This is a genomic window from Shewanella sp. 433 (genome assembly GCF_059338565.1).
In genome coordinates, this window is the sequence record NZ_CM181703.1 from 1,458,859 (window position 1) to 1,485,789 (window position 26,931).

The 26,931-nt window shown below is 46.4% G+C and carries 19 protein-coding genes and 1 pseudogene; 16 read left to right on the top strand and 4 right to left on the bottom strand.

Annotated features, from left to right (window positions below; genetic code table 11):
- The first annotated feature begins 102 nt into the window (after positions 1-102).
- The 5 genes and pseudogenes from AC5YB1_RS06585 to AC5YB1_RS06605 all read left to right on the top strand — a co-directional run.
- Positions 103-735 (top strand): hypothetical protein, encoded by a 633-nt coding sequence (locus AC5YB1_RS06585; RefSeq protein WP_494521182.1) that lies wholly within the window; start codon positions 103-105, stop codon positions 733-735.
- The gene (locus AC5YB1_RS06590) at positions 728-2,392 is read left to right on the top strand and encodes a DEAD/DEAH box helicase (protein ID WP_494521183.1); all 1,665 of its coding nucleotides are present in this window, start codon (positions 728-730) and stop codon (positions 2,390-2,392) included. Before AC5YB1_RS06585 ends, AC5YB1_RS06590 begins: the two co-directional genes overlap by 8 nt.
- Before the next feature lie 35 nt (positions 2,393-2,427).
- Positions 2,428-3,528: an ISAs1 family transposase gene (locus AC5YB1_RS06595; protein WP_494519076.1), complete on the top strand. Its 1,101-nt coding sequence runs from the start codon at positions 2,428-2,430 to the stop codon at positions 3,526-3,528.
- 272 nt (positions 3,529-3,800) lie between these two features.
- The gene (locus tag AC5YB1_RS06600; RefSeq protein WP_494521184.1) at positions 3,801-4,271 is read left to right on the top strand and encodes a hypothetical protein; all 471 of its coding nucleotides are present in this window, start codon (positions 3,801-3,803) and stop codon (positions 4,269-4,271) included.
- Between the two features lie 106 nt (positions 4,272-4,377).
- Positions 4,378-4,488: pseudogene (locus AC5YB1_RS06605) on the top strand (transposase family protein); the annotation flags it as partial.
- 453 nt (positions 4,489-4,941) lie between these two features.
- Here AC5YB1_RS06605 and AC5YB1_RS06610 read toward each other — a convergent pair.
- From AC5YB1_RS06610 to AC5YB1_RS06620, 3 genes are all read right to left on the bottom strand, one after another.
- On the bottom strand, positions 4,942-6,033 hold the full coding sequence (locus AC5YB1_RS06610; protein ID WP_494521185.1) for an IS91 family transposase: 1,092 nt from the start codon (positions 6,031-6,033) through the stop codon (positions 4,942-4,944).
- A complete protein-coding gene (locus AC5YB1_RS06615; RefSeq protein WP_494521186.1) occupies positions 6,030-6,311 on the bottom strand; it encodes a tyrosine-type recombinase/integrase in 282 nt (93 codons plus the stop codon). The genes AC5YB1_RS06610 and AC5YB1_RS06615 overlap by 4 nt, the downstream gene beginning before the upstream one ends.
- 613 nt (positions 6,312-6,924) lie before the next feature.
- Positions 6,925-8,385 carry an aminoacyl-histidine dipeptidase gene (locus AC5YB1_RS06620; RefSeq protein ID WP_494521187.1) on the bottom strand — a complete coding sequence of 487 codons (1,461 nt, stop codon included), beginning with the start codon at positions 8,383-8,385 and terminating at the stop codon, positions 6,925-6,927.
- A gap of 257 nt (positions 8,386-8,642) precedes the next feature.
- On the opposite strand from AC5YB1_RS06620, the gene AC5YB1_RS06625 reads away from it, so the two are divergent.
- From AC5YB1_RS06625 to AC5YB1_RS06655, 7 genes are all read left to right on the top strand, one after another.
- Positions 8,643-10,181 (top strand): M17 family metallopeptidase, encoded by a 1,539-nt coding sequence (locus AC5YB1_RS06625; protein ID WP_494521188.1) that lies wholly within the window; start codon positions 8,643-8,645, stop codon positions 10,179-10,181.
- 905 nt (positions 10,182-11,086) lie between these two features.
- Entirely contained in the window at positions 11,087-12,376 is a 1,290-nt protein-coding gene (locus AC5YB1_RS06630) for an NCS2 family permease (protein ID WP_475514550.1), read from the top strand.
- Between the two features lie 311 nt (positions 12,377-12,687).
- Entirely contained in the window at positions 12,688-13,761 is a 1,074-nt protein-coding gene (locus AC5YB1_RS06635; RefSeq protein WP_494521189.1) for an efflux RND transporter periplasmic adaptor subunit, read from the top strand.
- Between the two features lies 1 nt (position 13,762).
- Positions 13,763-14,839 carry an efflux RND transporter periplasmic adaptor subunit gene (locus AC5YB1_RS06640; RefSeq protein WP_494521190.1) on the top strand — a complete coding sequence of 359 codons (1,077 nt, stop codon included), beginning with the start codon at positions 13,763-13,765 and terminating at the stop codon, positions 14,837-14,839.
- Positions 14,840-14,844: 5 nt separating this feature from the next.
- Positions 14,845-17,922 (top strand): efflux RND transporter permease subunit, encoded by a 3,078-nt coding sequence (locus tag AC5YB1_RS06645; protein WP_494521191.1) that lies wholly within the window; start codon positions 14,845-14,847, stop codon positions 17,920-17,922.
- Between the two features lie 153 nt (positions 17,923-18,075).
- Positions 18,076-19,194 (top strand): glutamate 5-kinase, encoded by a 1,119-nt coding sequence (proB, locus tag AC5YB1_RS06650; RefSeq protein ID WP_494521192.1) that lies wholly within the window; start codon positions 18,076-18,078, stop codon positions 19,192-19,194.
- A 56-nt stretch (positions 19,195-19,250) separates the two neighbouring features.
- The gene (locus AC5YB1_RS06655) at positions 19,251-20,525 is read left to right on the top strand and encodes a glutamate-5-semialdehyde dehydrogenase (protein WP_475514548.1); all 1,275 of its coding nucleotides are present in this window, start codon (positions 19,251-19,253) and stop codon (positions 20,523-20,525) included.
- 210 nt (positions 20,526-20,735) lie between these two features.
- Here the strand turns inward: AC5YB1_RS06655 and AC5YB1_RS06660 are convergent, their stop codons facing one another.
- Positions 20,736-21,656, bottom strand: a complete 921-nt coding sequence (locus AC5YB1_RS06660) for a DMT family transporter (protein ID WP_494521193.1) — start codon at positions 21,654-21,656, stop codon at positions 20,736-20,738.
- A gap of 299 nt (positions 21,657-21,955) precedes the next feature.
- On the opposite strand from AC5YB1_RS06660, the gene dnaK reads away from it, so the two are divergent.
- The 4 genes from dnaK (at position 21,956) to bamJ (ending at position 26,850) form a co-directional block, all read left to right on the top strand.
- Positions 21,956-23,869 carry a molecular chaperone DnaK gene (gene dnaK, locus AC5YB1_RS06665; protein ID WP_494521194.1) on the top strand — a complete coding sequence of 638 codons (1,914 nt, stop codon included), beginning with the start codon at positions 21,956-21,958 and terminating at the stop codon, positions 23,867-23,869.
- An 89-nt stretch (positions 23,870-23,958) separates the two neighbouring features.
- The gene (gene dnaJ / locus AC5YB1_RS06670) at positions 23,959-25,089 is read left to right on the top strand and encodes a molecular chaperone DnaJ (RefSeq protein WP_110458253.1); all 1,131 of its coding nucleotides are present in this window, start codon (positions 23,959-23,961) and stop codon (positions 25,087-25,089) included.
- A 270-nt stretch (positions 25,090-25,359) separates the two neighbouring features.
- Positions 25,360-26,151, top strand: a complete 792-nt coding sequence (locus AC5YB1_RS06675; RefSeq protein ID WP_494521597.1) for a M48 family metallopeptidase — start codon at positions 25,360-25,362, stop codon at positions 26,149-26,151.
- An 81-nt stretch (positions 26,152-26,232) separates the two neighbouring features.
- On the top strand, positions 26,233-26,850 hold the full coding sequence (gene bamJ, locus AC5YB1_RS06680; protein WP_110458251.1) for a BamJ family beta-barrel-assembly machinery protein: 618 nt from the start codon (positions 26,233-26,235) through the stop codon (positions 26,848-26,850).
- The last annotated feature ends 81 nt before the right edge of the window (positions 26,851-26,931 follow it).

Consider the following 26,931-nt stretch of genomic DNA (forward strand, 5'->3'; position numbering starts at 1 on the left):
CTAAGAACTAATAAAGAACAGGAAGAGTTTGTGAATTTGGTGAGTTCCACAATTACGGAAATGTCCGACTACGATCAGAATGCCACAGGAAAGATATACTCATTGGCTATAGATCTTTCTGATATTGAGCTTCGTGTCCAAGAAATGCACCAAGTAATAACTGACACAAGCTGGTTGAAGCCCTTAGATATTATTGATCATGCGACATATAAGGCACGTTCGAAGCCAACTATTGAAAAAGTTGTTAATGAAATACTTCAAAATATTGAAAGTGAAATCTCAGTGGATTTTGGAGAATATATGGTGTCGGATTCAGCTCAAACAGCTTTAGCTGACCATCTTAACCATATACGGCTACCATTAGCCGAGCTATTGAAAGAAAAAATATCAGGTAACCCAGGATTTGATTTTCATACAGAATCGCACGATTCAATTATAGCGTTCGGTGAGGCGAAGTACAGTGGAGTGGCAAATGCTCATGGTAGAGCTTTAAAACAAATAGGTGAGTTCATAGTTGCAGAGAAAGATATTCAGGAACTTTCAGATTTGAGGAAGTTTGTTACGGGTTCCGCTATTCAAAATGCAGTGAATGGAAAAAAAGCATTTTGCGCAGCCTTTTCTATAGTGTCAGATGATATTTTGAGTATTATGAAAAATGCCCTTGATTCCGAACATATTAGCGAACTGTATTGCTATGAAGCAGTATATCTTGTTGGAGTGAAAGTTAGTGCTTGAACAACTAGTCCAAGGTGATGATATAGAATTAGCTATTGAAGAAGCCATTTCGGAATTTCATGGGGTAGGGCCAGTAAATCCCGCAACACTCGAAAAGCTCAGTTTAATAAAAAAATATCATAATAATGTTTTCATGGAATACGAGGGAAAAATACTAAGTTCGATGGGGTTGTTTTACAAGCTCGGGGAACCTAGGTCATTCATGGAGGCTATCTATAGAGATTTATCAGAGACGATAGAAGATCAATATGGTCGATCTTTTACGCCAATGCAGGCTAGCGCTTATAAGTCTATATCAGAAAATCACCTTTATTCTTTCTCAGCCCCGACCAGCACCGGAAAATCTCATCTGTTTCGTGAGCTAATAAAGGAATATGACAACGATATTATAATTGTTGTCCCATCAAGAGCGTTGATCGCTGAGTTTTATGCGGCAATAATTGGCTTGGTGGAGAAGGACGTTCTTGTGCTTCAGTTTGTTGAAAATGTAAACCAGCACAATGCCTCTCGGCGGATTTTTATCATTACGCCGGAAAGAGGGGTCGAAATCTTCAAATATGCAGATGTGTTTGACGTTGGGTTATTTCTATTCGATGAGGCTCAAATATCAGAGGAGCCGATTAGAGGTATTTCATTCGATGCATTCGTAAGAAGATCAGAAAAGATTTTTCCAAATGCCAAAAAGGTATTTGCGCACCCATTTGTTGCTAATCCAGAGGCTCAATTCTTAAAGCATGGTTTCCAAAATGATCTAAAGTCCTTCAGTTTTACGCAGAGTAATGTGGGTAAGATTTATGTTGCCCGTGAAGTAGATGAATCATTTAGCTATATTTCCCCATTTGCTGATACCGAAGATCTTCCGATCGACTATGACCTAATCGAGGATACATTACGGCGAGATGGGGCCGTACTGATTTATATATCTAAAAGTAAAATATTTAATGGTGGGCATATAGAAGGTTTCGGGAATTATATAGATCTATGCCCGATGATCGAAGACGAGTCTGCACTTAAATTAATAGAAACTCTTGAGACTTATATTGGTTCATCTAGTACGCAATTGGGTAAGCAATCATCATTTATTCAACTTATGGCTAGAGGTGTGGTGGTTCATCATGGCTCTATGCCATTGAAAGCACGGCTGCTTATAGAACACTTTGTTCGAAAAGGTTATGCGAAGATTTGCTTTGCAACCTCTACGTTAAATCAGGGAATAAACATGCCGTTCGATTGTGTGTTGATAGACAATTTTCATAATATGGGAGAATTAACATTAAAAAACCTAATTGGAAGATCTGGGAGGAGTAGCAACCTAAATCAGTTTGATTATGGGTATACCATTGTAAATAGGAGGAATGTGGCGACTTTTACAAGACGTATCCAGAAAGAAGTGTATTTGACTAACTCCTCCATGCTTGATGGTGAGCAAAGCGATATTCCAGAGGATTATTCTGATCTTGTTGAAGCGATAAAAACAGATTCGTTCGATGATGATTTGCACCTCACAAATGAGCAGGTGGATCGAATTCAGAAATCCAACCTGAAATCAGACATTAAATATGTATTGGATAGGCTCATTGATGGTGATAGAACAATAACAGGTGCAGGGCGGGATCATACTTTGTTAACAGTAGGGAACTTCTTCGTATCTGCATGATCTGATCGGGCATGTTATTCTACTGAGCCTAATCCATGTCCTTATTTGAACACTTGAAACTCATCGAAGACCCTCGCTCCCACATCAACCTAAACCATGATTTAGTTGATATTATTTTTCTCGTTTTAGCCGCTATCGCTTCAGGTTGTGATGGCTGGCAAGCTATCGAAGAATTCGGCCAAGAGAACCTATCTTGGCTGCGTAAACATCGAGATTTTGATAGCGGGATCCCTACTCGGCATTCCATTGCTCGCATCATTAAAGTGATCGATACCGAAATACTGGTTATGACACTTTTTAGTTGGGCAAATCGTTTAAGAGAAGCTTCATCCAAGCCATTGATCGCTATTGACGGCAAAACCTTGCGTGGGGCAGTTAATCAACATGGCGCTAACAATGCGCTTCACTTGGTTTCGGCCTTTGATACCGAACAAGGAATTGTGCTGTATCAGCAAGATACACAGACTAAAGGCAGTGAAATCGCAACGGTTCAGGCGTTGTTGCACATGTTAGACATTAAAGACGCTGTTGTAACCTTTGATGCACTTCACTGCCAGCGGGAAACGCTTCAACAAATCATCAAAGCTAAAGGCGACTATATTGTTCAGGTAAAAGGCAACCAACCGCTACTGAGGCAGGCCATAGAGGAGCAGTTTCAACCTCACTGGGATAACGACGGCGTCGACACATTGAGTATCGAAGAGGATGACAAGGGGCATGGGCGTAAGGAGCGTCGCACGACGTTTCAAATTCCAGCAAAGCTGCCGCAGGCGCTCGCGAAAAAGTGGCCGTCAGCAAAGTCGCTCATTGCCATTGAACGTCAACGAACATGCAAAGGCATTACAACCATAAGTACGGATTATTTCTTAAGTTCTTTGTCTCTAGACGTCGAACTTGCAGCCAAAGCAGTGCGTCAGCATTGGCACGTCGAGAACCAGCAACATTGGGTTCTTGACGTCACCTTTAGGGAAGACAGTTCAAGGATTGGTGACCATGAAAACGCGAAGAAGATGGCGCTATTTCGGCGTATCGTGCTGAACCTTTTAGAGCAGCATCCGCTAAAAGCCAGTAAACCAACCAAGATAAGAAAAGCAGCATGGAATGGCGATTTTAGAAGCGAGATTTTCTTTGGTTAAATGATTTAACAAAGTTTAATCCCGCCCTGATAACAGGTGCTCAGTACTATGAACTTGGCAATGGTGTACGTCGAGGAATTAAAGAGAGGCTAAAGAAAATATATTGCTCCCATTTAAAGAAGACAAAACTCTCAATCCCTGAGCAAGGAGTACTCAGTACAGCTATTCCGCTGTTATTGTGGAAGGTTCAAGGAAAGTCATTTAGCGAAACACTTTCGCTCAGACACTCGTATCTTACAGAACGGGATAAAAGACGGAATCTTGGTCGACAATTGAGAGAAGAGAAAATAAGCCAATCAGAGTTTAATGAGAAATTAAAAAAAATTAAAATTAAGTTCTCCCCCAAGGCAGAAAGCCTTCCTAACTCAAAGTTATCGGCATCTATCCCGCTGTACCCCAATGGCGAGCCAGTCACACAATTCAATTATGATTTGCTAGTTTATGATACGTATGATTATTTAGATAAAGTGATTAGTTTATCACTGGCAGATCCTCTGGCTGCAGCCCTGACGCTTTATTATGAGGAACATGGCGATGAAAGGGCAAAGATCCTTAAGAATTACATTCAATATGGAACTAATGACGAAGTCGAAATTTGGTTGCTGAGATATGGATTTGATGCAGAGGATATTGAGTGGATCGCTGAATTAGTCGATCATATCGATGAGAATGGTATAGTTTTTAATAGTGATACTGCAGAGATATCTGAAGGAAAAAAATTTTTATTAAGTAGGTACCTTTAATATAGCTGCTGGATATACCAGGGCGGGATCATACTTTGTTAATAGTAGGGAACTTCTTCGTATCTGCATGATCTGATCGGGCATGTTATTCTACTGAGCCTAATCCATGTCCTTATTTGAACACTTGAAACTCATCGAAGACCCTCGCTCTCACATCAACCTAAACCATGATTTAGTTGATATTATTTTTCTCGTTTTAGCCGCTATCGCTTCAGGTAATGTTGTCGACAGACTATATTGACCATATTCCGCCTAAAGACTATGCGCAGATTGTGTATGAGAAGAACTCTGCGTTAGTAAACTATTTGGACAGTATCGAGCGCTGTGCGGTTAATACAGGTTTTAATCTAAATGACTTATAAAGCTTAAGTCTAAGCCTAACTAATAAGGATAGGCCGCGCGTAGCCGCGTCCTTATCCCGAGTGTTGAACAAGCCCGGGTTTGTAGGAAGTGATACCTTTATATAGTAAATAGCGGCGTGAGATCTCACGCTGGTTTAGGTCGGGGAGCTTAATTTACACTTTTGGCTAGCCATAGCTATCCCTTAGCACCGACAGCCAATAAGTAAGTCTATAGTTTCAAAAGCTTAATCACCTCCTGCGTTTCACTTCTAGAGATCTAAAATTTCAAAATCCTGTTATCTTACCGCTTAAACAGTAGCGTTAGATTGCTAAGTGCTCTGGCTATGAAAGCTTGTCAGTCGCCCCTGCTTTTTTCCATGTACGCCCATAAATGTCATCGGCTGCTGGCAGCAAGAACAAGGCCGTATTGCCGCAATGCGTTTTGCCTCTTCGACTAGGGGAAATACCGCCCCTGCGACAACGATCATCAACTGTATTTGTTGCCTCAGTTTGCTGCAATTCCCGCTAAGTAATCCATAATCTCGTACTCGGCGTAACCCTTTGGGCAAAACATGCTGAAGCACTAACCATAGGAACTCTATCGCGGGTAAGGTACGCACTTTATTGGTTTGAGTTTGGCTGTCTAGATACTCGAAGCTGACGTGCCCATCGATATTACTGATGATATTTTTATCAGGCAATACACCGCGATAGAGGTATCTTGATAAGTACTTCAGTGCAGGTAAGCCTTTGCCAACATGCTGGCAATCTACCACCCACTTCTTTGGGGTAACTGCTGACAGTGTGATATCTAGCTTATTTGTCAGGTATTCCAGCAATCTTGCTCGCCACACCGTGGCGAGATTAAAGGCGTTGAACAGATATTTACCTCTGCTTTTTTGCCACTGCTTTTTGCCTTTGTTGAAGCTTCCTGCGGGAATGATGAAGTTAAGATGCGGATGGTAGTCTCGGCGTCTGCTGTGGGTATGCAGTACTCCCGTGAAACCTATCTCTCCGCCAAGTGATTTTGAGTTGTGTGCAAAGTCTTTAAGTACACTGGCCGCTACTGAAAACATAGCTTGATAGATCTGCTCAGGTTGATGTTTTGCAATGACTCGAAGCTCAAAAGGTAAAGTGAACGTCACCATGTAATACTCAACGGGCAATAACTTAGTCTGTTGTTTAGCTAGCCAATCTGCTGTGGTGTTGTGCTGGCATTGAGGGCAGCTCCGGTGACCACATGAGAGTGGATAATCAGTGGTATGAGTACAACTCTGACATGCCCAATGACTCGTGCGTTCAGTATTGGTGCGGCAGCTGAGCATCGAATAAATGGCTTGTCGCATCGCGGTTGTTATCTGTTGCTCGTATGCCTGATTAAACGCATCAAGATGAGCATGTAAAATATCGACGAACTTCATACGCCACACTCCCATTTCAGCGCTAAACTATCCGTCAGCAGGTTAATTGCTTCGACCGTGTTCTTGCGAGTGATCTGGGTAAGTCGTGTATAGCGTGCAGTAGTATTTAGGCTGTTATGGCCGAGCAGACTTTGAACAGAGCGCAGATCTAATCCTTGTTCTAGCAAGTGAGTGGCATAGCTGTGGCGTAGATTATGCGGGCTGATAGATTTATGAATATTGCACTCAGTAATCACTTTTTTTAGTGCTTTCTGGATGCCGCCTTTGTCCAAAAACAATTTAGCTTTTAACGGCTATGTGGATACCAATGACGGCTAAATCGAAGAGATAGATAAGCCGGTGTAGGTATGTCGGTGGGGGTTGGTGGCATGGATGCCACCGTCGAGCGTATAGGGATATACTTGCAGCGCCCCACCGAAATACCTGCACGAAAGGCATGCTGCAGGCAATTGGTTGCCATGAAGGTTAACGCTACCATCAGCGATGTAAAAACCAACTCAGCCAAATGCAAAAGCCAAAAATGCCAACACCTTCATTCGAAGGCAAACACACTTTTGTCCAAAAACAATTTTGCTTTTGATTGTCCGAGACCCAAGATTAAGGTCAAATCGAAGAGATTAAGAACTCGGTGTAGGTGCGGCTGAGGCCTTCTATTTCAGGGATGAAATCGCAGAGCGCCTAGGGATGGCTCTTGTTTAACAAAAAGTCAGTGAGCCTCAGAAGTACCTGCACCAAAGGCATGCTGCAAGCAATTCAAATCAATAAAGGTTAACGCTAGCGTTCGTTAGGTAAACACCCATATCGTTGAATACCGCATAACAGCAACATTTTGTGTGCCGACAAAAAAGGCGCCTATGATGACTCATAGGCGCCTTTTTGATGTATCGCCGCTTAGGCTTTTGCTGGAATACGTTCGAGTACGGCTAGAAGCAGCTTCCAGTATTGATCGACGGTCTCAATCAATACCATCTCATCTGGGCTGTGAGGATAGCGGATGGTGGGGCCAATGGAGACCATATCCATCTCAGGGTAAGGCTTCTTAAACAAGCCACACTCAAGCCCGGCGTGGATCACCATAATGGTTGGCTCTTTATGGTAAATTGCCTCATAGGTGTCTTTGACAATCGCCATCACTGGGGAGCTGCTGTCTGGCTTCCAGCCGGGGTAAGCACCGCTAAACTCCACCTCTGCGCCCGCTAAGTTGCTCAGTGCTGTTAGGTTGCCTTCCACTTCTTTACGACCAGAATCGATAAGCGAGCGAATTAAACAAAGAATATTGACTGATTCTGCTTCGGTTGAGATCACGCCAACGTTTAACGAGGTTTCTGTTACGCCTGCTATCTCATCGCTCATGCGCATCACGCCATTAGGGCATGCATGCAGCAGATCGATAAGCGTTTGCTGCGCATCTTCACTCATTACCTGTTTCGCCGCTGGAGCCTCTTGCAGGGTTAACTGCATATCTGGGTCGGCAATGGCTAACTCTTGTCGAACGAGAGCGGTAAACTCTTGCATTAACTCATTTAGGCGCGCCACATTTTCACTGGGCAGCATAAAGCTGACGCTTGCCTCGCGGGGGATGGCATTACGCAGCGAGCCGCCAGTAAAGTTGGTCAGTTCAAGTGCTAACTCATCGGCGTGATTAAATAAAAAACGGGCCAGAAGCTTGTTGGCATTGCCGCGGCCTAAATGAATGTTAACACCTGAGTGCCCGCCTTTGAGACCTGAAATCGACAGAGTGTAGGTCGCGTTTGACGGCTCTGGCGCTTGCCATACCATAGGCACATTGATTTGAGCATCAACGCCACCGGCGCAGCCCATATAGATCTCACCCTCTTGCTCCGAGTCGGTGTTGATCAAGATCTCAGCATCAAGATAACCTGCTTCTAACCCAAATGCACCGGTCATGCCTGCTTCTTCATCTATGGTCAGTAGCACTTCTAATGGGCCGTGAGCAATATCATTGCTGCCCAGAATAGCCAAGGCCGACGCCATGCCGATACCGTTGTCTGAGCCTAAGGTTGTGCCTCTGGCTTTTACCCAATCACCATCGACATAAGCTTCGATAGGATCTTTTTCAAAGTCATGTTCTTTGTCGGCATTTTTTTGCGGCACCATATCGATATGGGCTTGCAGGGCGACGACTTTACGGTTTTCCATGCCTGGTGTGGCGGGTTTCTTAATGATCAGGTTGCCAACTTTATCTTCGACAACGCTGAGCCCTTTGTCTTTGGCCCAGTTTTGAATATGTTGACTTAATGCTTGCTCATGCTTTGACGGGTGGGGAATGGCGCAGATCTGTTCAAACCACTGCCATAAGGCTTGAGGTTGCAATTGACTTAATGTGCTCACGGACAAACTCCTCTTTCATTCTTTAATATAGGTCTTTGAGGTCAAAATTGGCCACAGTCTATCATAAGGTGATTTTACTCGGGTCGATTAAAGTCGATTTTGCCTGTGATATATGTCATACAAAGTTGCCAGATAGGATAACAATAGTTCTGATTTCACTTGGCTTTATTGCTACATAAAGTGAATAATGCCACAACAATCTGACTACGATGATCCGCCGCAGAGCGATATCGAGTTCACAAGCATAGGGAATGGATATGAATCCAATAACGTTTGTTGATGTACAAGATAATGATGCCATTTTTGAAGGTGCAGGCTGGGATGCACTTATCGTGGTAACGCCAAGTATCGATGCTATCGATATCGACGAGATCAGTTTACTGGCGCGCCATGGCGCTAAGGTCGATGCGCGAGTAGGGCGCAGTGCCACCTTATTATTTGCGCCCGGTTTGGCTGGCGGGCGTTTAATCGTCGCGCCAGTACTGGGTCATGACCAGGATGTTGAAGATGTGCGTATTTACGCCGAGGCTGCCCGTCAAGGCATTGCGCTGGCTAAAGATGCTGGGGCTCGTCAGCCACTATTGATTATTTCACCGAGTAACGCCCAGCAATATCGTCAATCACTTGCTGTTGCGGCTTTGGCTTGTGGCCAAGAGCTGTGGCAAGCATTAGAGCTGCGTGAAGCGGTCGCGCTCACCGATGGTATCGATACTATTGGTTTATTGGTTAGTGATGTGCAGGCTAAGGTACTTAATGCCATCGAAGCTGGGCGTCATCTTGCACGAGATCTGTGCGGTACCGAGCCCGAGCGGATGTCGGCCCCCGCGTTTGCACAATATTGCCTTGAGGCGTATCAAGATTCGGGCTTAAGCGTGAGCGTAATTGAAGATCGAGATGTACTTGAGCGTGATTATCCTCTGCTGAGCGCCGTTGGGCGCTCCTCTTTTGCGGTATCGCGCCACCAACCTCGGGTAGTTAAGGTGGAATATTGTGCCGATGACGAGATCACCCGCAGTTACTTTTTTGCCGGTAAAGGGGTGGTGTACGACACTGGTGGCGCCGATATCAAGGTCGGTGGCGGCATGGCGGGCATGAGCCGTGATAAAGGCGGGGCCGCTGCCATTGCCGGGCTGATGAAAACCTTGGCCATACTCAAGCCAAAGGGAATACGCGTCGTTGCCGAGCTTGGGTTGGTACGTAACAGTATTGGTAGTGAAGCCTTTGTTACCGATGAGATCATCAGTAGCCATGCGGGCGTGCGCGTGCGCATCGGTAATACCGATGCCGAGGGACGTTTAGTCTTGGCCGATCTGCTGTCGCATTTACGTATCAAGGCGGCTAATGCGGTGGCACCGCAGCTGTTTTCGGTCGCAACCCTAACAGGGCATGTGGTGCGCTGTTATGGCAATTATACTGCTGTGGTTGAAAATGCCGTGGCGCGTTCGCAGCGCGTGGCGGAGCAATTGCAAGAGGTGAGTGAAGCGTGGGCTGAGCCTATCGAGGTGTCTCGTTTGCGCCGTGAAGATTATAAGATGCTTATCGACCCCTCCGCGGCGGCCGATATTGTGTCATCCAATAATGCGCCTTCTTCGGTTACGGCTCGTGGTCATCAATACCCTGCAGCATTTTTACTTAAAGCCTCAGGGTTACAAGCCCACGGCTTAATGAGTGATAAGCCGCTGGCTTATACTCATGTGGATATTGCAGGCAGTGCCACTGAAGGCTCACCGCTGTATGGTAAACCGACGGCGGCCCCCTTAGTGGGTCTGTTTCAATATATCTTTGCCGCTGAGTGAGCCGTTGGCGCCAATGAATTTGGGTTACCTCATGCGAGCGTCGATTGGTGCAATGACTAAGGTGCATTAACTCAGTTTTAGTGTGAACCTCTCTATTGAGGGGCAAATTATCTTATGTTGATGGAGGCAGGCTTAGGCTTGCCTCTTGTCGTTTTTAGTTCAAAAAAAGCCAAATAGTGTGATCTTAATGCGCTGCCTAAGTTGTTTTGTTGTATTAAAACTACAAAATGAGCCTTTTTTACAAAAGATTGCCATAAAGGGTTGTAATAAAATTACGGTTTTGATTATAATAGCTTCGTTGGTTGGCACAGGCCCTCCAACATAAGTCTATCCAGGATGGATAATTCTCCAAGGAATCGAGCGACAAGTTGACTCTGCGGTATATCGCCCAATTTGAGCGACTAATATCAAGTTTCATTTATTCAACTTTGTTAGGAGTTTTGACTATGTCTTATACAGGAATGCAATACGTTTATTGGCAGAATACTTGGTTTAACACTGATGCTCTGCGTGGCGGATTGTTTGCTATGTCCTTTAAGGGTTAACTACCCCTTTATCAATTGAACCTAGTTCACTTGATAGCAAGTAGTTGCATCATCCATCAACCTTACCCCAATATTGGGGAATTTTAGACTCAAGTTGCATATTGTTCATATTGACCCATGAATGATATGTCAGTGTCATCCGCTAGCGCGGTAACTCTTTTCCGTTAGGAACACTTGATACATGTCTTGCCTGCTCTTTGAGCAGGCTTTTTTTTGCCTAAAATTCAGTGTTCTGCATCTTATTGCTCTCTGATTGGCTGTTATTGGGGCATTGTCGAGTATAATCGGCGCGCGATATCCCAGTGCTCTGGTGATATTACTAACCCCTACAATGACTTATTATTCAAGGAACCTTGTTCCATGTTAGAAAAATTATTCAAATTAAAAGCACATCAAACTAGTTTGAAGCAAGAAGTGGTGGCCGGATTAACCACTTTTTTAACCATGGCCTACATCATTTTCGTTAACCCTATGATGCTTGCTGATGCCGGCATGGATCACGGCGCAGTATTTGTGGCGACCTGTCTTGCGGCCGCCATTGGCTGTTTAATTATGGGGATAGTGGCTAATTACCCCATAGCATTAGCACCAGGCATGGGGCTCAATGCCTTTTTTACCTACACAGTTGTCGGTGAAATGGGTTATAGCTGGGAAACGGCACTAGGTGCAGTGTTTCTGTCTGGCGTCTGTTTTCTCGTGTTGTCTTTAGTCAAAATTCGCGAGTGGATTGTTAACAGTATTCCTATGTCGCTGCGTTTAGGTATTGCGGCGGGCATAGGCCTGTTTTTGGCGTTAATCGGACTAAAGAGTGCTGGCATTGTTGTGGCGAATCCGGCGACCTTGGTCAGCATGGGGGATGTGACGGCATTTCCTGCTGTGATGGCGGTGCTGGGCTTTTTTATGATCATCGCCATGGTGCATCGCGGCATGAAATCAGCCGTTATCGTCAGCATTCTGTCGATCACCGTGCTGGGGGTATTATTTGGCGATGTGCAATATAATGGCCTGATGGCGATGCCACCCTCTATTGCACCGACCTTTATGCAAATGGACCTCTCTAGTGTCCTAGAGATCAGCATGCTCTCGGTTGTGTTTGCCTTTTTGTTTGTCGATCTGTTCGATACCTCTGGCACCTTAGTGGCTGTTGCCCATCGTGGTGGGTTTCTGGATGATAAAGGCCGCTTGCCTAGATTGAACCGCGCGCTGACTGCCGACAGCACAGCGACCATTGCTGGTGCCATGTTAGGCACCTCAACAACCACAAGTTACATTGAAAGTACCGCAGGTGTCAGTGCCGGTGGCCGCACTGGACTCACCGCCGTGGTGGTTGGGGTAATGTTTTTATTATCGCTGTTTATCTCACCGCTGGCCGGTATGGTGCCAGCCTATGCCACCGCAGGCACTTTGTTTTATGTGGCTATCTTAATGATGTCGGGCCTAATGCATGTTGATTGGGATGACTTAACCGAAGCGGCCCCAGTGGTGGTGGTATGTATCTTAATGCCACTGACCTTCTCGATAGCAACGGGTATTGCCATGGGGTTTGTGGCCTATGCGGCGATTAAGCTATTAAGTGGTCGTTATAAAGATTTGAGCCTGGGCGTGGCAGTATTAGCCGTTCTATTTTTAGCTAAGTTTATCTATGGCTAACTAACTTCAGCCCACTTTTTACAGAGTCTCACATGTCTATTTTGTGTGAGACTCTTACCATTTAGTAAACTGTTTCTTTTTTATTTTAGATGTCCGCTCATCCCTCCTATCTGCTTTTTGCGTTTATGTCTCACGGTTATTTCTCGCGCTAGTGAACCACTGTTTTAGATTTACCCCTGCTATACAGAAAAAGATTCAACTAAATCAATGAATTTTGACAGATGCTATGTATTTAAAAATATGCCCACGCTATACTTTTTTACAAGTTGATAACTTGGTGTCTACTTTAGTTGGGCACTGGAAACCTTGCCATGAAATCATTTTTAAATGCCTTATCAGTGTTGTTTATCTGTTGTTTGTTTTTGCTTTGTAGTCCCCCAGTAAAATCTTTATTGCTCGAAGCCCCTCTGGCCGATTTTAGGCCTGTAAAGGTAGTTCAGTTTGCCTATGGACAGGGGACGCGAGAACGGGTGTTGCCTGGAGAAGTCAGGGCTGCTGATCGAGCCATACTCTCGTTTCGTGTCGCGGGCGAGATAGCCAGTATTTTGGTGAGCCCAGGTGATGAAGTGCGTATGGGAGACACCTTGGCGACGCTAGATCCGGCCATTTATGAGCAGCAAAGAGCAGTGGCTAACGCCCAGTTTGAGCTGGCGAAGGTCTTATTTGAGCGCGCCAGCAACTTAGTTGAGCAAGGTGTGGTTTCACGAGGGGATTATGATCAATCAAAAGGTGAGTATACCGTGGCGCAAGCTGCGTTAGATAAGGCCAATTCTGACTTAACTTATACCCGCTTATTGGCGCCCTATGACGGAATCATCTCTAAGCGTTATATGCGTGTGTTTCAATATGCACAGACGCAGGAACCAGTATTGGGGATCCAAACCGAGAATGCGGTAGATGTTAGCTTCCAATTACCAGAACAGTTTATTGGCGCATTACAACGGCTTAATCGGTTTGATAGCGAGTATGCCGGGATAGAAGTGAAGTTTGATAGCCGCGATGAGTGGTTTGCTGCCAGATTAAAGGAGCTTAATACCGTCGCTGATCCCGATACTGGCAGCTACACCCTGATCGTGACATTACCCATTCCAGAAAAACTCAATGTCTTGCCCGGCATGGCGGCGAGTGTCAAGGCCGTGCTGCCTTCAGGTGTGAGTGATAGTGGGGTGACATTGTCTGATGGTGCCATTGTGGAATCAGACGGGCAACGTTATGTATTTCGATGGTTGGAGAGGGTTAAGCGCGTCGAGAAAGTTCCCGTAGTGATAGAGTCAAATCAAATCGTTGAGGGGCTAAATGATGGCGACTGGCTGGTGGTTGCAGGGGCGTCGGAGTTAGTCGATGGGCAAAATGCGGTGCGTTGGTTAAAAGAGCGGGGGCTTTAATATGAAAACACTTATGGCCTCATGTCTAGTGGGTGGACTTTTGCTGATGGGTTGCAGTGAGTCTATGGTGATTGAAGCACCAGTGGCTCGAGTTGAAACGTTCACCCTACCGTACAGCAACAATCAAGTGATTAGAGAGTTTAATGCGCTGGCGCGGGCTCAAGATCTCACTCCGCTTTCATTTCGCGTCGATGGCAGGATCAGTAGCATACCCGTTATAAAAGGTCAGCGGGTTAAAAAGGGCGATTTGCTGGCGGCATTGGATAAGCAGGATTACGAAATAGTGTTAAACGATCGCACTGCGAGGATGGAGGTCGCTCGTAAACAGGCTCAGCGAACCAAACTGTTAGTCGATAAGCAGCTGATCTCGCAATCAGAATATGACCAGATAAAAGCTCAATATTTAGTGTCTCTTGCCGAGGCCAAGCAAGCAAAATTGTATCTAGATTACACCGAGTTACGAGCACCGTTCGATGGTGTTGTCAGCGATATTTTTGTGGAGTCCTTCGAGAATGTCCGACCTGGCTCTGAAATTGTCACTATGCATAAAGTTGAACGCATAGATGTCGAGGTGCAGATCCCAGATATTTTGCTAGCGGTATCAAAGCGCAATGATGTTAAGGCTATGCAGCAGGTTTATGATGTGACGTTTGACGCGTTTCCTGAGGTGATTTTTAAAGGCACCATCTTAGAGATAAACACGGAAAAAGATCCCTCATCTTATACGTTTATTGCCACACTAGCGGTGCCCTTAGATGGCAAATATAAAATCCTTGAGGGGATGCCTGCCAAAGTAAAAGCTAACTTAAGCCATTTGACCTACACCTACACTCGGCAGCACTTGGTGCCAATTGAGGCTGTGCTGATGCGAGATGGTAGTCAAATAAATGAACAAGAGGGTGGAGTGTGGCTGTATCAGGCTGATAGCGATAGCGTTAAATATCAGCAGGTTAAGCTGGGTGTAATTGTCGGTGACATGATTGAAGTGGTTTCAGGGTTATCCGGTGGGCAGATCATCATCACTGGTGGGGCTAAGCGCTTAGTTGATGGACAGAGAGTTGAGCTGATTAAGGGATAGTCACAATGAATGTAGCAGGGTACTTTGTCAAAAATGCCGTGATCAGTTGGATGTTTTCACTGATCTTACTCATCGGTGGGCTAATGGCCTTTACTGGCCTAGGTCAGTTAGAAGATCCCCCTTTCACCATTAAAGATGCCGTTGTGGTAACGCTTTACCCCGGTGCGACATCCACTGAGGTTGAGGAAGAGGTGACTTACCCCATAGAAAAGGCGATTCAGGCGTTGCCTTATGTGGATAAGATCCGTTCGTTGAGCACCTCAGGGTTGTCACAGATAAGCGTCACCATGAAAAACAACTATGGCCCAGATGAATTACCACAGATTTGGGATGAGTTGCGCCGTAAGGTCAATGATATGTCCGCTCAGTTGCCACCAGGGGTGAACCCGCCAATGGTGAATGATGACTTTGGCGATGTTTACGGCATCATGTATATGGTCAGTGGGCCTGATTACAGCTATCGAGACCTGCTTGATTATGTTGATTTTGTTAAACGTGAATTAGAACTGGTGCCTGGTGTCGGCAAGGTTTCATTGGCCGGGGCACAGCAGGAACAGATTTTTCTTGAGATATCATTAAACAAGTTATCTAACTCAAATATAGACCCAGCAACGATTAGTAATCTGCTGAACTCTCAGAATATGGTGTCAGATGCGGGCAATATTCGCGTGGCGGGTGATAACTTACGGATCCGCACCAGCGGCGGTTTTAAAACAGTTACCGAACTTGGCGATCTGATCATTCCAGGGGCTGCGGGGGCTAAACTGATTTACCTCAGAGACGTCGCCAGTATTAAACGGGGCTTTCAGGATATCCCAAGTAATGTCCTAAGTTTTAACCAAGATAGCGCAATCAATATTGGTGTCTCATTTTCATCCGGTGTGAATGTAGTGTCAGTAGGCGACGCGGTCGCCGAGAAATTAGCCGAGATAGATGATGCTCGCCCTGCGGGGATGAAAATCGCAACCATGTATAATCAGCCTGAAGAGGTTGATAAATCGGTGGGCAGTTTTGTATGGAACCTCATTGCGGCCGTGGCGATCGTTATTGGTGTTCTACTGGTCTTTATGGGGCTAAAGAGCGGGATATTGATTGGTTTAATCCTCTTTTTAACCTGTCTTGGCACCTTTATATTGATGTTGCAGGCTGATATTGAGCTGCAGAGGATCTCCTTGGGCGCGCTGATCATTGCGCTAGGGATGCTGGTTGATAATGCCATTGTGGTGGTTGAGGGGATCTTAATTGGTCGTCAACGCGGCGAGACAACCTTGCAAGCTGCGCAAGCAATCGTTAAACAAACCATGTGGCCACTGTTTGGCGCCACAATTATTGCCATTACCGCGTTTGCACCGATAGGCCTGTCGCCCGATGCGACCGGCGAGTTTGCCGGATCGCTATTCTGGGTGTTGTTATTTTCTCTGCTACTTTCTTGGGTCACGGCGATTACCATCACCCCTTTCTTTGCGCAACTTTTCTTTGGTGCAGATGGTGAGAAGGTGGTTAAAGGCGCTGAAAAGGACCCCTATGGCGGAGCATTTTTTACCGCTTACAAAGCTTTATTAGATATTTGTATGCGTTTTCGTTGGGTCACGGTTTTGCTGGTTTGCAGCGCTTTCGTCGCGGCTTTGGCTGGGTTCGCTTATGTGAAACAGTCCTTTTTTCCGCCATCTACGACCCCTATTTTTTTGGTCGATGTGTGGCTGCCTGAAGGCACTGATATTCGTGAAACACAGCGTGTGACGCAAGAGATGGAATCGATGGCCGTTCAAATCGACAATGTCGAGTTTGCGGCTTCTACGGTTGGTAAGGGATTCCCGCGTTTTCTGTTGACTTATGCGCCAGAGAAAAACTACTCATCCTATTCACAACTGGCGTTACGTACCACAAGCTTTGATGCCTTGTTGCCTGCCATGACAACCTATCGCGAGCAGGTTGAAGCCAGGTTCCCTCAGGTACAGTTTAAGTTTAAGCGCCTAGAAATCGGCCCCTCTTCCGATGCCAAAATTGAAGCCAGGATCAGTGGTGCAGATCCCGATGTCCTGAGGGAGTTAGCATTCCAAGTGATGACCGTTTTTAATCGCACGCCAGGAACCGTCAATGTGCGCCATGATTGGCGTGAGCGTGTGAAATTTATCTCTCCGGGCTTTAATGAGTCTCAGGCACGTCGTTTAGGCATAGTCAAAAGTAACGTTGATGACAACCTTAAGTTTGCATTTGCCGGGATGAACATCGGCATGTATAGAGAGGGGACAACACTGTTACCCATAGTGGCTCGATTACCCGAAGAGGAACGAGTTGATATTGGATCCTTGGAGAGTTTGCGGATATGGAGCCCTGTGCTGGGCGTTTATGTGCCTATGCAACAGGTCGTTGATGGCTTTGATGTAAAGTTTGAAGACCCTATTATTCAACGCAGAGATCGTAAGCGCACCATCACAGTGTTTGCCGATGCCGATTTTGCCTATGACATATTGCCGACGGAACTGCTTTCTAAGATGCAGTCGAGTGTCGAGGCGATAGAACTCCCCTCTGGTTATGAGCTTAATTGGGGCGGTGAGTATGAATCATCTAATGATGCTCAAGAATCCTTGTTTGCGACCTTGCCTTTGGGCTTTCTATTTATGTTCCTGATCACTGTTTTTCTGTTTAACTCGGTACGTAAGCCGCTGGTTATTTGGTGTTGTGTGCCGTTAGCCATTATAGGGATCACCTTGGGGTTATTGGTGCTCGATAAACCCTTTAGTTTTATGGCGTTATTAGGAATGTTAAGCCTATCTGGTATGTTATTGAAAAATGGCATTGTGCTGTTAGACCAAATCAATACGGAAATTGAGAAGGGAACAGAGGTGTTTGAGGCGGTATTTGAATCCACTGTTAGTCGTGTTAGACCTGTTTGTATGGCGGCCATCACGACCATTTTGGGGGTATTGCCGCTCATTACCGATGCATTTTTCGAGTCTCTTGCAGCGGTAGTGATGTTTGGTCTTGGGGTGGCGACCGTATTGACGCTAGTCGTTGTGCCTGTGTTCTATATCATTTTCTTTAAGGTGAAATATCGAAGCTATAAAACGTTTTCCAGTTAGTGATACTAAACACTCCACTTATTATAAAACGGCTAGGCAGGTCATTTAGGCCTGCCTTGATGTTGCAAGCTACTCATCTTTTAGTTCATTCGCTATCAATTTTTCTGTGGATTGGGTATAACGCTAAGTTCGGCATTATTTACTTTTTTTAAAATGAACTTAAGTGAGATTGGTTACCGCCGTGTGGTGGTGAAATTGGGGACCAGTGTGCTGACATCCGGCTCTAGGCAGCTAGATAAGGCGCATATGGTTGAACTGGCGCGCCAGATGGCAAGCTTAATGAAGTCAGGCATTGAAGTGGTGTTGTGTACCTCGGGGGCCATAGCCGCTGGGCGCGAACATTTAGGTTATCCTAGCCTGCCCGATACGGTGGCCAATAAGCAACTGTTGGCCGCTGTGGGGCAGGGACAACTGATTCTGGCGTGGTCACAACTGTTTAGTATTTACGGTTTACATGTCGGGCAGATGTTGCTGACCCGCGCCGATCTGCACGACCGAGAGCGTTATCTCAATGCCAGAGACTCGCTTAATGCGTTATTAGCTAATGGCATTATTCCTATCATTAATGAAAACGATGCGGTGGCGACCAACGAGATAAAAGTGGGCGATAACGATAATTTATCGGCCAGGGCGGCGCTACTGTGTGATGCCGACCTTTTGATTTTATTGACCGACCAAAAAGGGCTGTTCGATGCCGATCCTCGTGCCAATCCTGATGCCAAGTTGATTAAACAGGTGGTTAATATTGATGACAGTTTACGTCGGCTTGCAGGCGGAGCTGTGTCTGGATTAGGTACTGGCGGCATGGCGACCAAGTTGCAGGCCGCCGATATTGCCCGCCGCGCCGGTATTGAAGTGGTTATAGCATCAGGCCATAGACCAAGGGTCATCCAAGATGCGGTATGTAAAGAGGCGGTGGGTACGCACTTTACCGCGCTAGAAAACCCGCTTGAAAGCCGTAAGCAATGGATCTTAGCAGGACCTGCCACTAAAGGTAAATTAGTACTCGATAGTGGCGCGATTGTGGCTGTTACCCAAAAAGGTCGCAGCCTACTGTCAAAAGGTATTGTCAGCGTCAGTGGCCAATTTGAGCGTGGTGCGACCTTGCAGCTGGTGGACGAGTTGGGCCGCGAATATGCAAGGGGCATGACTCGTTACAGTGCTAAGGATCTGCTGGCCATTGCTGGTAGGCACTCAGATGAAATCGATTCTATCCTTGGCTACGATTATGGCGCTGCCGTTGTACACCGTAACGATATGGTGGTGCTGTAAAAGTACATAATATTAATCATTTCAGTAACAGCTGAGATAACTTTAGGAGTAAGGGTGTGATTGAACATCATCAAGCCTACTTGCAGACACTCGGTCAGCAAGCAAAGCAGGCAAGCTATGCACTGGCCAATCTCAGTGGTGAGCAGAAACAGCAGCTACTGAGCGCCATCGCGACCACGTTAACCGCCCGTAGCGACACCATTATCGCGGCCAATCAGCAAGACGTGGCTAACGCACGTGCCAGCGGCCTTAATGATGCGATGATCGACCGTTTGCTGCTTGATAAGGACCGGCTTAATAATGTCATAGCCGATATCGACAATGTGATACGCCTTGCCGATCCTGTCGGGACCGAGCTAGAAAGTCAGTTGCTCGATAACGGGCTGCGTTTGTCGCGTCGCCGCGTGCCATTAGGGGTGGTTGGGGTGATTTATGAGGCGCGCCCAAATGTCACCGTCGATATCGCAGTGTTGGCCCTAAAGACCGGCAATGCCGTTATCTTGCGTGGTGGTAAAGAGACATTGCTGTCAAATGTGGCACTCAGTGATGCGATTCGTGAGGCCATAACCGCGCAAGAGCTACCAGCCGATGCGGTGCAGTTGATCCAAAGCCCCGACCGTGCCTTAGTGACGGGACTGTTAAAGCTCGATAATTATATCGACATGATAGTGCCCCGTGGTGGCCAACATCTGCAGCGCTTATGCGCCGAGCAAGCGACTATCCCCGTGATATTGGGCGGGATAGGGATTTGCCACCTGTATGCAGACAAAGAGGTCGATATCGACAAGGCGATAGTCGTGATCGCCAACGCTAAGGTGCAGCGTCCTACCGTGTGTAATGCGCTCGATACCGCGCTAGTGCATCGAGACATCGCTGGCCAGTTGCTGCCTAAACTGTATCGTCAATTGGCCGATTTAGGCGTGAGCTTTTATGCCTGTCCGCAGGCCAAAACCTTGGCTGATGGTTTAGCTGTGGATATGCATGATGCCACTGAGGACAGCTATGCACAGGAGTGGTTAGCACTCACATTAGGCATTAAGGTGGTCGATGATATTGACGCCGCGATTGCCCATATTCGTCATTATTCCAGTGGTCATTCTGAGGGGATATTAACTGACAATATCCACGCCGCCGCCTACTTTGTTAATCAGGTCGATGCCTCTGCGGTATACGTGAATGCGAGTACGCGCTTTACCGATGGCGGTCAATTTGGGCTTGGTGCCGAAGTAGCGGTGTCGACGCAAAAATTGCATGCGCGGGGCCCGATGGGGCTTGAAGCCTTAACCACCTATAAGTGGATAGGGGTTGGGGATTATACCGCCCGTCGCTAATGGCGTTGACTTGAGTCAACGCCTGTAAAACTAACACGGCTTAAAGAGAAAGCAGCTATTCCCTAATGCTTTCTCTTTTTTATGTTTAAAGGTGTCTGTGCTGGGCTGTTGTTCAGTGCAGCCATTTTATTTTGTACGACAAAATAAAATGGCTTCCGAGCACCTAATCGCTAGTCTCAATTGGGGAAGGGCATCTTATAGCCCAATAGACTATAGCCCTGGAGATAGCGGGGCTTTGGGCGGACGCCGTTTTAGCTGTGGTAATAACTGCTGCAGTGCCAGTGCCGATAAAATTAACCCGAGGCCGATGAAGGTCGAGCGGGTAATGGTTTCTTGTAATATCCAAGCGATAAAGCCCACCGATAATACTGGTGTGATAAACACTAACGTGCTCATGCTGGCAGTGCGGTCGGCTTTTTTCAGGGCCACTAACCACAGAACAAAGGTCACACCCATCTCAAACAACCCCACATAAACCGCAGCGCCAAAGGCGTTGGCGTTCCAAGTGGGCAGCGATTCGGTCAGTAGCAATGTCACCACAATAAAAGGCAAGCCCATTAAAAAACTGAGTAGCAAGCTAACCACAGGGTCGCCACTGTCTTTGGTGTTGATTATCCAATAAAGACACCAAAGTACGGTGCTGGTGAGCGCAAGCATCACCCCTGCAGCGCTGTCAAAGTGGATATCGGTAATATGACCATTGGTGGCGATAATAAACACCCCTAGATAGGCGATAAGCGCCGCGGTGAGATCGCTTTTGCGTAGCTTTTGTTTGAGTAGCGGCACCGATAATAACGGCAATAGAATGGCCCAAGTGTAATTGAGCGACAGCGCCTGCTGCGCCGGTAATAAGTCATAGGCCTTAAACAGCACCAAATAATAGAGAAACGGATTGAGCAGCCCACTTTGTAAATAAAACCAAGGGCGGCGAGCCCATTGGCGTTGAATTAGGTGAAATTTGCCCATAATTAGCAGGATGACAGTCAGTGCCACAATGGAGCTGGAGACGGCAATAAACACCAACTGCAATGGCGTAAAGTGGCTCAAGGCTAACTTAAATGCGGTGGCGACGGTGGACCAGAGTAATATGGCACCAATGGCATAGAAGTAGGCTTGATTAGATGATTTCACTGACTTATCTCGTTAACTGAAATGGCCATAGAGCATGGCTATTGTGGGCTGTTTGGATGACTAATTGTATACATTATACCTATAAGGCCGGTTATTGAACTGACTTTCAGCCAAAAAAATGTTCAATTAAGCTAATTTTTATATTTTTAACCCTTGTAATCATCTCAGGCGGCCCAATATAGGGTGTTAAGGAAAGATATTGGCTTGGATAGTAAGGCTTGAAAATCATGACGCCTATCCCCATATCTGAATCAGATGACAAATTTAGCATTCGTTAAAAGTTTTTATTGGAGGACTCCATGGGTAAAATTATTGGTATCGATTTAGGTACAACCAACTCTTGTGTTGCAGTATTAGATGGTGGCAAGGCGCGCGTAATTGAAAACGCAGAGGGCGATCGTACCACCCCTTCAATCATCGCTTACACAGGTGAAGAAGTATTGGTTGGTCAGCCTGCGAAGCGCCAAGCGGTAACTAACCCAAAGAATACCTTCTTTGCGATTAAGCGTCTTATTGGTCGTCGTTTTAAAGATGATGAAGTACAGCGCGACGTAGACATCATGCCGTTTAAGATCATCGGTGCTGACAACGGTGATGCATGGGTTGAAGCGCACGGTAAGAAAATGGCGCCACCACAAGTGTCTGCAGAAATTCTGAAGAAGATGAAGAAGACTGCCGAAGACTTTTTAGGTGAGCCAGTAACAGAAGCGGTAATTACCGTTCCTGCATACTTTAACGACTCACAGCGTCAAGCGACTAAAGATGCTGGCCGTATCGCGGGTCTTGAAGTTAAGCGTATTATTAACGAACCAACGGCTGCGGCATTGGCTTACGGTATCGATAAGAAGCAAGGCGACAACGTTGTTGCGGTATACGACTTAGGTGGTGGTACATTCGATATCTCTATCATCGAAATCGATAGCGTAGATGGTGAGCAAACATTCGAAGTACTGGCGACTAACGGTGACACTCACTTAGGTGGTGAAGATTTTGACAACCGTCTAATCAACTACCTAGCCGATGAGTTCAAGAAAGAGCAGTCAATCGATCTACGTAACGATCCGCTAGCAATGCAGCGTCTAAAAGAAGCTGCTGAAAAAGCGAAGATTGAACTTTCTAGCACCACACAGACTGAAGTTAACCTGCCTTATATCACGGCAGATGCGACAGGTCCTAAGCACTTAGTGGTTAAGATCACACGCGCTAAACTTGAGTCACTGGTTGAAGATTTGATTGCTCGTACACTTGAGCCGCTAAAAGTAGCTTTAGCTGACGCTGATCTATCAGTATCAGATGTAAACGAAGTGATTTTGGTTGGTGGTCAAACTCGTATGCCTAAAGTACGCGCAGAAGTTTCTGCCTTCTTTGGTAAAGAGATCCGCCAAGACGTTAACCCAGACGAAGCGGTAGCTATCGGTGCAGCAGTGCAAGCTGGTGTACTTTCTGGTGACGTAAAAGACGTACTATTGCTAGACGTTACACCACTTTCTTTGGGTATTGAAACCATGGGTAGTGTAATGACTAAGCTAATTGAGAAGAACACGACTATCCCAACTAAGGCGAGTCAAGTCTTCTCAACAGCAGATGACAACCAGAGTGCGGTGACTATTCACGTACTTCAAGGTGAGCGTAAGCAGTCAAGTGCCAACAAGTCTCTAGGTCAATTTAACCTAGAAGGTATCGAGCCTGCGCCACGCGGTATGCCACAAATTGAAGTGGCGTTCGATATCGATGCTGATGGTATCTTGCACGTGTCTGCGACTGACAAGAAGACAGGTAAAGCACAAGCGATCACCATTAAAGCCTCTTCTGGTCTAAGTGAAGAAGAAGTTGAAGCTATGGTTCGTGATGCTGAAGCACACGCAGACGAAGATGCTAAATTCGAACAGCTTGTAACCGCACGTAACCAAGCCGATGGCATGGTGCATGCGACCAAGAAGCAGATCGAAGAAGCAGGCGATGCGCTACCAAGCGAAGACAAAGAGAAAATTGAAGCTGCGATGGCCGATGTTGATACCGCAAGTAAAGGTAACGACAAAGAAGCTATCGAGAAAGCGACTCAAGCATTGATGGAAGCATCTGCTAAGTTGATGGAAATTGCTCAAGCTAAGGCACAAGCAGGCCAAGGCGAACAAGCTGAAAAATCAACTGATTCGTCTGCTGATGATGTTGTCGATGCTGAGTTCGAAGAAGTTAAAGACGACAAAAAATAATTCAGGCTTAGCCTAAATTATTTCCAGCGGGCGTTATGGGGAAACTCTAACGCCCGTTCGTACAACTCTAGCGCAGAAAGTATAAGACTATGTCAAAGCGAGATTATTACGAAGTATTAGGCGTAGGTCGTGACGCCAGCGAACGCGAGATTAAAAAGGCTTATAAGCGGCTAGCCATGAAGTTTCACCCAGATCGTAATCCGGGTGACAAAGAGGCAGAAACCCGCTTTAAAGAGGTAAAAGAAGCCTACGAAATCCTAACCGACAGCGATAAGAAAGCCGCCTATGATCAGTTTGGTCATGCGGGTGTCGATCCTAATCGTGGTGGTGGCGGATTCGGCGGCGGTGCCGATTTCGGTGATGTGTTCGGCGATGTGTTTGGCGATATCTTTGGTGGTGGCCGTCGTGGTGGTCAGCGTCAAGCAGCGCGCGGTAGTGACTTACGTTACAACCTCGAATTGTCGCTTGAAGAAGCGGTGAGAGGCTTAACCAAAGAGCTACGCATTCCAACCCTTGCAGCATGTGATGCGTGTGATGGTAGCGGCGCGAAAAGAGGCTCATCGCCAACCACATGTGGCACCTGTCATGGACAAGGCCAAGTGCAGATGCGCCAAGGTTTCTTTGCCGTACAGCAAGCCTGTCCAACGTGTCATGGCCGTGGCAAGATCATTAAAGATCCTTGCAACAAGTGTCATGGCGAAGGTCGCGTCGAGAAGAGTAAAACCCTGTCAGTTAAAATCCCCGCTGGGGTGGATACTGGCGATCGCATTCGTCTCTCTGGCGAAGGTGAAGCGGGCGAGTTTGGCGCACCAGCAGGTGACTTATATGTTCAAGTCACGGTGCGAGAACATGCTATTTTCGTGCGTGATGGCAACAACCTGTACTGTGAAGTGCCTATCTCATTTAGCACTGCAGCCCTGGGCGGTGAGATTGAAGTGCCTACCCTAGATGGTAAGGTGAGCCTTAAGATCCCTGCCGAAACACAAACAGGACGTATGTTCCGTTTACGCGGCAAAGGGGTGAAATCGGTTCGCAGCCATGCAGTGGGTGACTTACTGTGTAAAGTTGTGATGGAAACACCAGTCAACTTAAGCGAAAAGCAAAAAGAGTTACTGCGTGATTTTGACAAAACACTGACGGGTTCGGCAAAGAAGCACAGCCCTAAAGCTGAAGGCTTTTTCGATGGTGTGAAAAAGTTCTTTCAAGACTTAAATAGCTAACGTCTGTTGGCAACTAAAAAAACCTCGCATAGCGAGGTTTTTTTATGGCTTACTCTCGCTAATATATGCTGTAACGGCTCAACTTTACTCGGCATTATCATCAAACGATTAAGCCCATAGCCTCTAGCTCCTTTAGCCATGATATCGAGCCATAGTATCGAACCATTGCTGCGACGGAAGATTACTGTGATTAGGGCTAGTATTATGATGATAGAGTATCCGTTGCATAATGCGGCTATAGTCGCTGGCTGGTGGACCCTAAAGGAATTGATGATGAAACAAATGATAACAGTGATAATACTAGTCATATTAGCTGGCTGCGCGACAAATCAGTCGCCCACAGGGCGATCGCAAACCTTGCTGTTTTCGGCGCAGCAGATGGATCAAATGGGCACCGAATCATTTGAGCAGATGAAACAGCAACAAGCCTTAAGTAAAGATAAGCAACGTATCGCCTATGTTCGCTGCGTCGCCTCTCGCATTACCGCAGTATTACCAGCAGGGCAACCCAAATGGGAGGTGGTGCTATTTGAGTCTGAGCAGATAAACGCCTTTGCATTGCCTGGTGGCCATATTGGGGTGTACACCGGCTTGCTCAAAGTGGCGACGAATCAAGATCAGCTAGCTACCGTTATCGGTCATGAGGTGGCACATGTGCTAGCCAATCACAGTAATGAGCAAGTCTCTCGGGCGCAGATGACTGGGGTTGGCATGCAGCTGGCGAATGCGGCACTGGATGTCAGCGGGGTGGGCAATCGCGACCTTTATATGGCGGCGCTTGGCTTAGGTGCCCAAGTGGGCTTTGTATTGCCCTATGGTCGTGAGCAAGAAAGTGAGGCCGATATTATGGGCGTTGAGTTAATGGCTCGGGCGGGGTTCGATCCCAGCCAAAGTATCGAGCTATGGCAAAATATGGCCAAGGCGGGCGGCAGCCAGGGACCTGAGTTGCTCTCGACACATCCGTCTCACGGACGCCGTATTGCCGATTTACAACAGATGCAACCTAAGGTGATGCCCTTATATCAGGCAAGCCAAGCTAAGGTAAAAAATAGCTGTGACTAATTGGCTATTCGCGAGTTTTTTGTTGCATAGTATGGTAAAATCCGCCGCGAAATTAATTGAATAAATGAGAGTATTATCATTATGTCTGACAAGTTCACCACAATTGAACAGCATGCCAGCTACGGTGTCGGTCGCCAATTAGGCGAGCAATTAGCGGCAAACTCTTTTGAAGGTATTGATATTTCAGCTGTACAAGTTGGTCTATCTGATGCGTTTGACGGTAAAGAGAGTGCGGTTTCTATGCAAGATCTTCAAACTGCCTTCACTGAAATTAGTCAGCGTATTCAGAAGGTACAAGAAGCTGCAGCAGCAGCTGCGTCTGCAGAAGGTGATACTTTCCTTGCGCAAAACCAACAACGTGAAGGTGTCGTAACCCTAGAGTCTGGTCTGCAGTATGAGATCATTACCGAAGGTAATGGTGATAAGCCTGCTTATGATTCTACTGTTCGTACTCACTACCATGGTACTTTTATCGGTGGTGACGTATTTGACAGTTCAGTATTACGTGATCAACCTGCCGAGTTCCCTGTGTCTGGCGTGATTGCCGGTTGGACCGAAGCACTACAACTTATGCCTGTTGGGTCTAAGTGGAAGCTGTATGTTCCGCATCACCTAGCTTACGGCGAGCGTGGTGCTGGTGCATCAATCCCGCCATACTCGGCGTTAGTGTTCGAAGTTGAGTTGCTCGATATACTTTAATAAAAATAGCCTAAGCCATTGCTTAGGCTTTTTTTTGTATTGTATTTAAAGCGAGTTTTGTGGTCTATTGGACATAATAAT